This window comes from Mucilaginibacter kameinonensis (assembly GCF_003675385.1).
GTDB classification, from domain to species: Bacteria; Bacteroidota; Bacteroidia; order Sphingobacteriales; family Sphingobacteriaceae; genus Mucilaginibacter; species Mucilaginibacter kameinonensis.
Genome location: NZ_RCWZ01000001.1, coordinates 1,244,437 through 1,256,924 on the forward strand (window position 1 = coordinate 1,244,437; position 12,488 = coordinate 1,256,924).

The following is a 12,488-nucleotide window of genomic DNA, read 5'->3' on the forward strand; positions in this document are numbered from 1 at the left end:
TTTTTTGACTTTGAACTCACGACTGTGGACTTATCGTGTGAAAATTCAGCTGCTCCTGATTGTCTTCGTCTTCACTTAACTTTTTTTTATCACGTGCGGCACTTTGTAAAAAGTACACGAGCGATAAAATGCCGCAAATACCGCCAACCAGGGCCACTATCATTACACCTTCCTGAAAAAAGGTTCCCCAGCTTATGGTTGGGCGACCAAGTTCTTTTACCAATAAAATGCTTACGCTGCCCAGGTAACCCATCGAATCGGCAACGTACATGATAAAGCCTACGTTGCTTTTATAGTGGAACGATGCTATCATTCGTTCAAAAAATATGGCATTGTAGGGTACGTAGCCCAGGTAAAGGCCGAGGCCAACGCAGGTCATCCATAAAGTTGGGCTTATCCATTTAAACGTAAACATGATGGTTGATATACCTACCAGTACACAGCCGGCAATAATCATTAAGTGAATAATACTAAAAGCCCTTAAGTTTTTGCGTACCAGGATAAGCAAGCTCATAGCTACAAGTACTACCAATGAGATTTTAATATCGGTAGTAGTAAAAATACTGTTATCCTTAATGCCCAGACTGGCCCAGATCTCTACCTCAAAATTATCGCGTACATCACGCATAATGGTAAGCAGTACATAAACAATGAGAGTAAGAATAATGCCCGGCAAAAAACGGATGATGAATTGTTTACGTTCGGCGGCATTCATTGGTGTGCGTTCGGCTCGTAAACGTTTATCCTCGGCAGTAGGCTGGGGGATGAGTTCCATACAACCTACGAAAAACAGCAACGGTAATGCAAATACAGCCCCGGTAAAAAAAGGCATATAATACTCATTTACATGAAAGCTGCTGATTAAAGTACGCCCGGTTGTTTTTACAAAGCCCGACGCGAAAATGAGGCTGATAGATAATACGGATGCCATAAATTCAGTTGAGCGGCGACCTTCAAGGTAACCGAACACCAGGCCCCAGATGAGGCCCAAGGGGAAGCCGTTAATAAAAAGAAAGGCGATATTCCAGGGGGCTGGCACAAAGGCAAACGCAAGGAGGGCTGCCCAGGCAATGCCTATCAGCGTTAAAATGTAGCGTGCACGGGTTTTGCTGTTTACTTCGGCTATAAATTTTATGCCGTAAAACTTACTGCTCATATAGCCTATAACCTGGGCTATAACTAACCAAACCTTATAATCTACATGAAAATATTCATGACCTGTAAAAGTAGCCGCTGCAAACGCTTTACGAAATGCATACATGGAAGTATACGTTCCGAAAGCCGAAACCGCTGCCAGAACTGAAATTAATGCATAGGGCCATTGGGCTACTTTTGCACGTAAATTTTCAATCAGTTTCATACAGCTAACACTAATTTTATGCTCATAAAAATAAATATAATTGTTTAGCAATACTAAACTTTTTTTATTAAGATTAAACTAAATTAGTGTTAAGGTTTGGTTAAGGGGAGGATGTATTGGTTGATTGGGTTGATTAGGTGAGTAGTTGGTTTTGCATGTAAATAAGAAATTTTAGATAGTTATACTTACAAGTTCTATGCTTGAAAACCATTCACTTAATCAACCTAATTAACTATTCACCACCCTACTTCTTCTCCTCAAAAAAATAGACAACCAGCATGCTGGCTGTGATGTTGCCTGTGTTTTTTGGGGTATGAGGAATCCGACCGTCAAAGAGCATGCTGTCGCCCTGATTAAGGGTTATAACATCGTCGTTAAACTGGTAGGCTATCGTACCCGATAATATATATTTGTATTCAAATGCTTCGGTTTCAACAAGCGGTCGTGTGGCGTCGGGCTCGAGCTCAAGTATTACTATATCAACAGTACTTTGACTTATTGATTGCGTAAAAATGCGCTGATAATGAAAACCATCGGCATGCTCTTTTTCAAAGTGATCATATTCGTGTTTACGTTTTACCAAAACAGGCATGTGATCGCTTTTTGAACGCATGTCTTTAAAAAACTCGTTCAGATCTATTTCCAGAGCTTTAATAATATCTATCAATACAATGAGCGAGGGGATGGTACGGCTGTTTTCAATTTGTGAAATGAGGCCTTTACTTACGTTGGCCCTTACGGCAAGTTCCTGTACGGTTATATTTTTGTCGCGGCGGCGTTCTTTTATCCGGTTACTGATCTGTATCAGTATGTCTTCTTCCATTATCTGTATTGTTATAGCAGGTTATTCGCTGCGCAAAGTAATTAATAGGTGTAGTTATCCAAAATGATTTTTTTGTTACCACTATATACCGGTACTTTCTTTTTACGAACAAAAATCGCTTTAGTTCAAGTTAATGACTGATTATTAACAGTGTTAACAAATTCTTAAATGTAAGTACATGTGCCTATAATTCACAAACATTTAATATTTTAATAACCTTTATCCTGTTTATTTGCACCTGAAAATTTTAAGAGTATGGCACCATCTCAATATAATCCGAAAGCTGTGGTTGATGAAGTATTTTCATTATACGAAAAATTTGGCGATGCCGATTATATAGGAGAGCCTGTTTCCCAACTGGAACATATGTCGCAGGCAGCTGCCCTGGCCGAAGCTGAAGGCTATGACGACGAAGTGGTGCTTGCCGCATTTTTCCACGACATAGGCCATCTTTGTGCCGATGCCGAAGAAGCGGGCAGCATGGATGGCATGGGCAATGTTGATCATGAACGCCTCGGTGCCGACTACCTGCTTGAGCGTGGTTTTTCTGAAAGGGTTGCTAACCTGGTACAAGGCCATGTAATTGCCAAAAGATACCTCACCTACAAATACCCCGAATATTATAACCGTTTATCTGATGCCAGCAAAGCAACCCTCGAATTTCAGGGCGGTGTGATGACCGCTGAGGAAGCTGCCGAGTTTGAACTGAACCAGGATGCAGAGCTTATCATCAGGTTACGCTACTGGGATGACATAGCAAAAGAGACACACGTGCCTGTAAATAATATAGATCACTTAAAAGCAATGGCCCTCGCACATCTGCAAGTGGTAAATGAATAAATAACATATTAAGTTTTTGTGATTAATATATAACCTGTTTGTTACAAAAATCGCCTGCTTAACACAGGGTGAACATCAAGTTAAGTATAGCTTAATATTAAATTGGTTTACTAATAATAAACAAAGTTTAGTATTGCTGTATGAAAAACTCAAATATTTCACCCTTAAACTTTAGCAGATGAACAAGATTTACCAGAGATTAAGAGCCGTAATAACGGTTTTATTATTTTGCGTAGCTCCATCTATCTTATTCGGACAAACCAAAATAAGCGGTACTGTTACCGATGACAAACACCTGCCACTGCCGGGCGTAAGTGTAAAGATCAAAGAACAAAACAAAGGCACTGTTACTGATATTGAAGGCCGTTACAGCATTACTGCAACTGCCGGTCAAACACTTATTTACTCGTTTGTTGGTTATGCCCCTGTTTATGTAGTGGTTGATAACAAAACAACTGTAAACGTAAGCATGATTGGCGACAGCAAAGCACTGAACGAGGTTGTTGTAACCGCGTTAGGTGTTAAGAAAGAAACCCGCCGCATTGGTTACTCAACGCAATCGGTAAGCGGCGCCGATGTTACTACTGCCCGTGACCCTAACCCTATTACAGGTTTAACAGGTAAAGTAGCCGGTTTATCGGTAGGCCCATCTGCCGAGTTACTGGGTAATCCTTCTGTATTGATCAGGGGTAATTCAGTTACTTTATATGTAGTAGATGGTTTCCCTATTAATACTGATACTTATAACATCAGCCCTGATGACATTGAAACTTACACCGTGTTGAAAGGCCCATCAGCTGCGGCACTTTACGGTAGCCGTGCACAAAACGGTGCGATTTTGATCACTACCAAAAAAGGCGAGAAGAACAAAAGAGGCCTAACTGTTGATATAAACAGCAGTACCGTTATGAATACCGGTTTCCTTGCTTTCCCTCGTACTCAAAACTCATTTGGTCCAGGCGAAAACACCTTTTATACCTTCGTTGATGGTAAAGGTGGCGCACCAGGTGGTGTTGATAGCGATTACGACGTTTGGGGCCCTTACTTTGCAGGCCAGCTGATCCCTCAGTATGATAGCCCTATTGTTAATGGCGTACGCCAGGGTACTCCATGGGTTGCACGCGGTAAAGACAACCTGAAAAACTTTTTGAAAACTGGTTACCAAACCAATAACAACATTTCATTAGGTTCGGTTGGTGAAACTTATGTAACCCGTTTTTCGGTTTCACAACAACACCAAACAAGCTATATCCCTTCTCAATACCTTGATATAGCCAACGCTAACTTCTACGGTCAGTTCACTCCGTCAAAACGTTGGAAATTTGAGGCAAACGTTGATTTCAACAGACAATCAACTGATAACTTCCCAGACGTACAGTACGGTCCTAACAGTATCATTTATAACATTGCTGTATGGACTGGTGCCGATTGGAATATCAACGCACCTGATATCAAAGCCATCTGGCAGCCAGGTAAAGAAGGCGTACAATCGGTATTTGCTGAGTACACCCGTTACCACAACCCTTACCTGTTAACTGAAAAATGGACCCGTGGTCATTACAAAAATGATATTTACGGTTATTTGTCAGGTAACTTCAAGATCAACGATAACTTAAACGTTACTTTACGTTCGCAAATTGATACCTATAATATCCTACGTACTGAAGACCTGCCATTTTCGGCCCACCCTTACGGTCGTGAAGGTAACCAGGGCGATTACCGCGAAGACCGCCGTAACTTGTTTGATAACAACACCGAGTTATTTGTTAACTACAACTATACGATCAAAAACTTTGTGAACTTATCAGGTTTAGTTGGTTCAAACCTGCGCAGCTTTAACTATAACTCAAGCTGGACTTCGACAGATTATTTGAACGTACCTGAAGTTTATGCTTTCAGCAACTCAAAAAATGCTGTACAGTCAACCAACTTCTCATCACAAGAACGTGTATTAAGCGGTTACTACTCAATTGACGCTACATTTGGTAAATATGCTACCTTATCAAGCACCGGCCGTATCGATAAATCATCGGCTTTCCAAAACGTAACTACTTATTACTATCCAAGTTTATCAGCAGCAACCGTGATCTCTGATTACGTTAAACTGCCTGAAGTTATTTCATTCTTAAAAGCAAGGGCATCTTACTCAACCGTAAAAGCCGATGCTTCAAGCGCAACAATTGGCCCCGCTCCGTTTAACGCTATTTCGGTTTACGGCGGTTCAACAACTACCAGCAATCCAAATTCAAACCCGTTATTCTTAAACCCGCTTGGTTACGGTAGTACTTATAACTCACCTTATAACGGCCCAAGCTATCAGCTTAATCCGTTCTACTTAACCAGTAAACCATATAACAGCCAGCCGGCAGCTTCTGCTTCTGACTTTTTATATCAGCCAAACATCAAAACCTCAACCCGTGTTAACTACGAAGAAGGTTTCGATATTAAATTCCTGCAAAACCGTTTAGGTTTATCAGCCACAACGTTCCAATACATTGACGGTCCACAGATTTTGGCTAACTCAATATCAACCGCTACCGGTTACACAACTTTATACCTTAATGCTTTAAAAACCAAGAAAACCGGTTACGAGTTTTCATTAGAAGGTACTCCTATCAAAAACCTTGGTGGTTTTGGCTGGAATGTTTTGCTTAACGTATCTACATTTAAAGATATTTACGAAGAGTTACCTCCAAACCAGCAGACTTACCAAACTTTCTTCAAAAAAGGCGACCGCGTAGATAAATTATACGGTACCGCTTTTGCAAGAACTCCTCAAGGTCAAATCATCAATGATGCTGCAGGTAAACCATTAGCATTACCGGTTCCTCAGTATTTAGGTAATGAAAATGCAAAATACCAGTGGAGCTTTGCCAACAAACTACATTACAAAAACATCAATTTCGGTTTCCAGTTTGATGGCTCGGTTGGTGGTGTGATCATAGACTATATGCACAACAAAACCATGCGTGGTGGTTCAAACATCGAAACTGCTACAGGCGCTTTGGGTGATGCCCGTTATAAAGACTGGCAAAACTTTGGTAAGGCAGGCTATAACGGCAGCTACGTAGGCGAAGGTGTAACCGTATCAAACGGTGCGGCTGTAAACTATGACCCTGCTACTGGTAAAATCACCAACTACGGTGCTTTGCAATATGCTCCTAACAAGCAAACTGTATTGGTACAGGATTATGTAAGTAAGTACTACAATGTTGATGAGTCAAACCTCATGAGCAAAACCTTCTCAAAACTTCGTGAAGTAACAGTTGGCTATGATTTCCCTAAAGCATGGCTTGATAAATCATTCATCAAAAAGGCTTCGGTATCAGTTTATGGCCGTAACCTTTTATACTTCTACGGAGACAAACGCTTCAAGGATGTGGATTTAGATCAGTATAACTATGCTACTTCTTCAACTGTATTGCAGTCGCCTACAGTACGTAGTTATGGTTTCAACTTAAATGTATCATTCTAACCAAACCGAAAGACGATCATGAAAAAGATATTAAAAGCTCTTGTATTACCCGCACTTGTACTTGCAACCACTACCGGCTGTAAGAAAAGTTTCGAGGATCTTACAAAAAACACAAACGTACCAAGTACAGTACCGGCTTCGCTATTGTTCAACGGTATATTAAACAAAATGGCCGACCTGCCGCAGTCAAGCAATGAGATCTACGGTCAGTATTACCTTTATAACTATGACTATTATGGCAATAACCGTTATGATGGTTTTGCCAATGGTGGCGACAATTATTACAACGCGTTAAAAAACGTGTTGGTAATGGAGCAACGTGCCGCGGCAACCGGTGGTGCCGCTGTAAACCCTTACGAAGCTGTAGGCAAATTTTTCAGGGCTTACTTCTTTAGTAAAATGAGCCTGGAAGAAGGAGATATCCCAATGACCGATGCATTGAAAGGTTTGGATAACCTTACTCCAAAATATGATGCGCAAAAAGATGTTATGGTACAGTGTTTAGCATGGCTTGAGTCAGCCAACGCCGATATGAGCGCTTTGATCGCTAACCCATCATCTGGTGGTACCGGTGTTGGTGCAGCGTTATCAAATGATATTTATTTAGGTAATGACCTTGCAAGATGGCAAAAAGTGGTAAATACCTTTAGGGTAAGGTTGCTTATTGAGCTAAGCAAAAAAACAGCTGATATTGATGTTAAAGCTCAGTTTGCCAACATCATCGGTAACCCAACCAAATATCCTTTGATGGGTAGCAATGATGATAACCTGCAATATACTTTTGTTGCCCCAAGTAACTATTATCCTCAAAACCCTGATAACTTTGGTCAGAACGGTTCAAGGCAAAATACTTCAGCAACATATATTGGTTTACTTACTCAATTGCAAGATCCACGTGTATTTGTAACTGCTGAGCCTGCACGTTATAATGTTGATGACCTTAAACAAAGCCCAACAGCATTTTCTTCGTTCATTGGTGCCGATCCGGGCTTAGACCTTGGTGTGATGTACAATAACGCTACCCTGCAGAAATACTCATTCCTGAACAGGAAACGTTACTACTCAACCTATACCGGTGAGCCAAGCATCCAGATTGGTTATCCTGAGTTAATGTTTAACATTGCCGAAGGCTTAAACCTCGGTTGGGCAAGCGGTAATGCCGAAACCTATTATACTAAAGGTATCCAGGCTTCATTCCAGGCATATTCTATCCCAGTTGGTAAAGCGGCATTTACTGCTTATTTCTACAAACCAACCGGTTCTGATGCCAGCCCTTCAAAACCAACCAACTACGAAACTTACACTATTAATGTTGACTGGGATGCTTACTACGCTCAGGCTGGTGTGAAATATGCTACCGGTGCTACTGGTTTAACCCAGATCCTGCAACAGAAATATCTTGCTATGTTCCGTCACTCTGGCTTAGAGGCTTATTTCAACTACCGTCGTACCGGTGTGCCAACCTTTACTACTGGTCCGGGTACAGGTAATAGTAGCCGTATCCCTAAACGTTTTGAGTATCCTCAATCAGAGCGTACTGTTAATGCTACAAATTATAACGCTGCGTTAACCGCTCAATTTGGTGGCAGCGATGACATTAATGGTGTTATGTGGTTGCTTAAATAATCTCAGCTTATACGTTTTAATTAATCTACATAAAGGCCCCGCTAATCAGGGGCCTTTATCGTTAAATACAACAACTATGAAAAAAGCTATTTTATTTACCTTGTTCGTCTTGTGTTTTTCGGCATTATATGCCCAGCACAAAACACAAAATGTAGTTATCGTTACTATCGACGGGCTACGTTGGCAGGAAGTTTTCCGTGGTGCCGATTCGGCTATTATCAATTCAAAAGATACTCAAGATAAAAACGCTGCCCGTAAAAATTTCTGGACAGATGCGTCTGCAGACCGTCGTAAACTGCTGATGCCTTTCTTTTGGAGTACTTTAGTAGAGAAAGGTCAGCTTTACGGCAACCGCGATTTAGGTAGTAAAGATGAAGTGGCCAATCCTTATCATTTTTCATACCCGGGCTACAATGAAATATTTACTGGTTTTCCCGATAAGAGGATGAACACCAATGATGGCATCTATAACCCAAACATGAACGTGCTTGAGTTTTTGAACAAACAAAAAGGCTTTGAAAACAAGGTAGCAGCATTTGCATCCTGGGAGCGTTTTTCGCAGATCCTGAGCCCGAAGCGCGCCAATATTTTGGTTAACGCGGGCTTTATGCCGCTGGAAGTTGCAGGTATGAATGACCGCCTGAAACATCTGAATGAACTACAGTTAGAGGCTCCGCGTTATATCAGCGATTCAACCCGGATCGATTTCCTGACGTTTGAGTTTGCCAAAAACTATATGATGCAGTACAAGCCACGTGCCCTGTACCTTTCATTTGATGAACCAGATGATTTGGCGCACGCAGGCAATTACGGATTTTATCTTGACCGTATTAAACAGGAAGATGGTTTTATAAAACAGCTTTGGGATTACATACAATCAGAGCCCGCTTATAAAAACAAAACCACATTGATAATCACCTGCGATCACGGCAGGGGCGACGAGCCGATGAAAAAATGGCACGATCACGGATCGGACGTGGTACATTCAGAACAAACCTGGTTTGCCGTTATTGGTCCGGATACCCCGGCATCAGGCGAAATGAAACAAGGCGAAACAACTTATCATAAACAACTGGCCCAAACTATCGCGAATTTATTAGGCTTTGATTTTAAGGCTGCTGCAGGTCATGAAGTGGGTGATGCTATTGGCAGTGTTACCGGAAAAAAATAAAATACGATGCGTTTTCAACTATTAACAATTTTGGGTTTACTATGGCTGCTTCCCGGCGATGGATGGCAGCCAAATCCAGCACCTGTTTCGAAGCATAAATTTATTGTTGCCGCTCATCGTGGCGATCATGTCATTTATCCTGAAAATACTATAGAGGCATACAAAGAGGCGATAAAAAATGAAGCCGATTATGTGGAGATAGACCTGCGTACCACAAAAGATGGCGAGCTGGTTAGCATGCACGACGGCAGCATTAACCGCATGACAGATGGTAAAGGTCAGCTGAAGGATTTTACACTCGCCGGGCTATTGCAGTTGAAGGTAAAGAGTAAGGATACAACAAGCAAAGAAGTATACCGCATCCCAACTTTTAAGCAAATCCTGCAGGTGTGCAAAAACAGGATAGATATCTATCTTGATTTTAAAGCTGCCGATCCTGAACAGGCTTATCAGATGATCAAAGAATATGGTATGGAAAAGCAGATTTTGATTTATATTAACAGCGCTTCCCAGTTTACAGGCTGGCGTAAAGCCGCTCCTAAAATGCCGCTGATGTTAAGCCTGCCGGATAGTGTTAAAAATACTGCCGGTATGAAAAATTTCATTGAACAGTACCATCCCGATATCCTTGACGGATCTTATAACCAATATACCACTGATATGGTAGCATTAGCAGGGGAGTACCACATCCCGGTCTGGCCTGATATCCAAAGTGCAGGCGAAGGTCCGGCGGATTGGAACAAAGCCCTTGCTACTGGTTTGAAAGGTTTACAAACAGATCATCCGGCAGCGTTGGTGAAATTTTTGAAGGAAAAGGGATTGAGGTAAAATAAGTGTAAGTATAAATCATGTCATTGCGAGCGAAGCGTGGCAATCGCACGGAAGCAAAGTCGCCCTGTATAGCATGCGATTGCTTCGTTCCTCGCAATGACATTTATGCTTATTCTTAACTTTCATTTAACACGGTGGGGCTACCTTTGCAATAAAATAATAGCCTATGACCTCGCGCCGCGAATTTTTTGGCACTGCCTTAACAGGTGTTGCCGCCTTAAGTCTTTTACCTGCCGTTAACAGTTTTGCTGCCGAAAATAACCGGTACAGCCGCGCTACCAAAGCCAAACTAAAATTAAGATTTGCTTTGGCATCTGATATTCATTACGGTCAGCCGGAAACTGATTTCGCCTTGCATACCGGCAACATGATTAAATGGCTTAACGAGGACCATAGCAAAAACCACCTGGATTTTGTGATTGTAAACGGCGACCTGGTGCACAACCGTCCGGATCTGCTCCCGGAGATCAAAGCCAAATACCTTGATAAACTGAACGTTCCTTACCATACCATCCCCGGTAATCATGACTTTGCCGATGCCACAGTTTGGAAAAACGCTTTCGGCTACGAGGATAAATACACGGTAGAATTTGGTGATATCGCTTTTGTATTGGCCCACACAGCTGATACTAAGGGTATCTATACCTGCCCCAATAATGCCTTCCTTAAAGCATCGTTAGATAAATTTACTGATAAGAAGATCGTTTTTGTTGTGCTGCACATTCCGCCTACCAAATGGGTTAAGAATGATGTATTTGTTGACTGCCCCGAAACTATCCAGTTGTTACACGCTTATCCTAACATAAAAGCGGTATTTCACGGCCATGATCATCTGTTGGATGGTGTGCGATACACTGATAAATTGCCTCACTTTTTCGACTCGCACATTGGCGGCGATTGGGGTACTGATTATAAAGGTTATCGCATTGTTGAAGTGGATGAGCAAAATGCCATCTACACATATCAGGTAAACGCCAGCCAAAACCCAGTGTTAAACTCGGCTAAGTTGTAATTAGTATTTCGAATTTCGGAATTTCAATTTCGGATTTACCCCGGGTATTTTTAGCGCAAGTCTTGAGCCTGGGTCTGTGTGTGGTTGACTTGTGCTTTATTCCTCTACTAATTTGTATGGCGAAGAAGGCACAAGTTAGCTCTGTCCGGGCCATCGCACAAAACTTGCGCCAGTGAAAGAAGATTCTTAGCTACCGCGCAGAAAGATAGATATTTTTAGAATCCAGACTTACGAAGTTTTTAAAACTTCGTAAGTCTTCTAATTTTGTTACTACAACAGAGTTGAAGATATTTATTTCTCCGCCGGATATTTCAATCCTATTTGTTCCCGGGCCTGATCTATCATCGCTATCATTTGCCGGGATAGTTCATGCGGGAGTATTGGGCTTTCGGTTTGGCCTTGTTTTATGAGTTCGCAAAAATGGATGATCTCATAGTTTAATCCTCCGGCTGTGAATGGTTCATCAAGCTGTACCGTGCGGCCGTCGAGGTAGCTGATAGTTGCCTTTGCCGGGTTCCACCAGTTTTTATGAATGGTAATATGTCCTAATGTACCTACTATAAGCGCATCGCCCTTGCCGTGCATATCAAAGCCACAATATAATTGCGCGTAACCATTTTGATGCAGTGTTTGGAAAATGGCAAACATATCAATTCCTGTTTCGCCAAACCTGCCCATAGTTTGAATATCCTGCATAGGGCCAAGCCAGTCGAGCGCTAAAAAAGCTTCATAAATAGCAATTCCCATCAGGCTACCGCCAACAAGGTCCAGATTATAATTTGGATGGCCAGGCGGGCAATCGGCCACGGCAGATCCTGCGCGAACATATCCCACTGGCCCGATGGGATCATTAACCAGGTATTCCTTCAGTTTGCTATATAATGGGTAAAATGGAGGTTTCATACCTTCCATAAAAAGCAGGCCTGTTTGCTGGGCAACGGCAAGTACCTCTTCCAGTTCGGCAAGGTTTACGGTAACCGGTTTTTCGCAAAGCACGTGCTTGCCTGCTTTAAGGGCTGCAATGCTGTAAGCGGCATGACTATCAGGTAAGGTAGCTATATAAACAGCGTCGATATCGCTTGCAAGCAACTCTTCAATACTCCGACAAGCGATACCTCCATATAGCGATACAAAGGCATCAACAGTTTCAGGCCTGCGAGAGTATGATGCTACAAGTTCCACACCATCAACAGCAACAAAACCCTGCATAAATCTGTGCGCTATACGCCCGCAGCCAATAATGCCCCATTTAATCATAATTCTTTTTCTAAAATATAGAAGTCAATGACGTCTTTTTAGTTCATCATCGAAAATATAGCTTTAAATGCAAAAGTCCCGGGTAAATAAATT

9 protein-coding genes are annotated in these 12,488 nt (G+C 41.9%); 6 read left to right on the forward strand and 3 right to left on the reverse strand.

All coding sequences use genetic code 11. The annotated features are described in order from the left end of the window. Window positions 1-16 precede the first annotated feature (16 nt). Both EAH55_RS05600 and EAH55_RS05605 read right to left on the reverse strand, forming a co-directional pair. On the reverse strand, window positions 17-1,360 hold the full coding sequence (locus EAH55_RS05600) for a DUF5690 family protein (protein ID WP_208644795.1): 1,344 nt from the start codon (window positions 1,358-1,360) through the stop codon (window positions 17-19). Between the two features lie 244 nt (window positions 1,361-1,604). After that, window positions 1,605-2,183 carry a helix-turn-helix domain-containing protein gene (locus tag EAH55_RS05605; protein ID WP_121808789.1) on the reverse strand — a complete coding sequence of 193 codons (579 nt, stop codon included), beginning with the start codon at window positions 2,181-2,183 and terminating at the stop codon, window positions 1,605-1,607. Between the two features lie 255 nt (window positions 2,184-2,438). On the opposite strand from EAH55_RS05605, the gene EAH55_RS05610 reads away from it, so the two are divergent. The 6 genes from EAH55_RS05610 to EAH55_RS05635 all read left to right on the forward strand — a co-directional run bounded on the left by EAH55_RS05610 (window position 2,439) and on the right by EAH55_RS05635 (window position 11,138). Then, window positions 2,439-3,023 carry a phosphonate degradation HD-domain oxygenase gene (locus tag EAH55_RS05610; RefSeq protein WP_121808790.1) on the forward strand — a complete coding sequence of 195 codons (585 nt, stop codon included), beginning with the start codon at window positions 2,439-2,441 and terminating at the stop codon, window positions 3,021-3,023. Window positions 3,024-3,201: 178 nt separating this feature from the next. After that, window positions 3,202-6,498: a SusC/RagA family TonB-linked outer membrane protein gene (locus tag EAH55_RS05615; RefSeq protein WP_112574539.1), complete on the forward strand. Its 3,297-nt coding sequence runs from the start codon at window positions 3,202-3,204 to the stop codon at window positions 6,496-6,498. 18 nt (window positions 6,499-6,516) lie between these two features. Then, window positions 6,517-8,124: a SusD/RagB family nutrient-binding outer membrane lipoprotein gene (locus EAH55_RS05620; RefSeq protein ID WP_121808791.1), complete on the forward strand. Its 1,608-nt coding sequence runs from the start codon at window positions 6,517-6,519 to the stop codon at window positions 8,122-8,124. A gap of 76 nt (window positions 8,125-8,200) precedes the next feature. Continuing rightward, on the forward strand, window positions 8,201-9,295 hold the full coding sequence (locus tag EAH55_RS05625) for an alkaline phosphatase family protein (RefSeq protein ID WP_162996752.1): 1,095 nt from the start codon (window positions 8,201-8,203) through the stop codon (window positions 9,293-9,295). 6 nt (window positions 9,296-9,301) lie between these two features. Next, a complete protein-coding gene (locus tag EAH55_RS05630; RefSeq protein WP_121808793.1) occupies window positions 9,302-10,123 on the forward strand; it encodes a glycerophosphodiester phosphodiesterase family protein in 822 nt (273 codons plus the stop codon). Window positions 10,124-10,292: 169 nt separating this feature from the next. Continuing rightward, on the forward strand, window positions 10,293-11,138 hold the full coding sequence (locus EAH55_RS05635) for a metallophosphoesterase family protein (protein ID WP_121808794.1): 846 nt from the start codon (window positions 10,293-10,295) through the stop codon (window positions 11,136-11,138). A 291-nt stretch (window positions 11,139-11,429) separates the two neighbouring features. Here EAH55_RS05635 and EAH55_RS05640 read toward each other — a convergent pair whose 3' ends face one another. Beyond that, window positions 11,430-12,395: a Gfo/Idh/MocA family protein gene (locus tag EAH55_RS05640; RefSeq protein ID WP_121808795.1), complete on the reverse strand. Its 966-nt coding sequence runs from the start codon at window positions 12,393-12,395 to the stop codon at window positions 11,430-11,432. Window positions 12,396-12,488 lie beyond the last annotated feature (93 nt).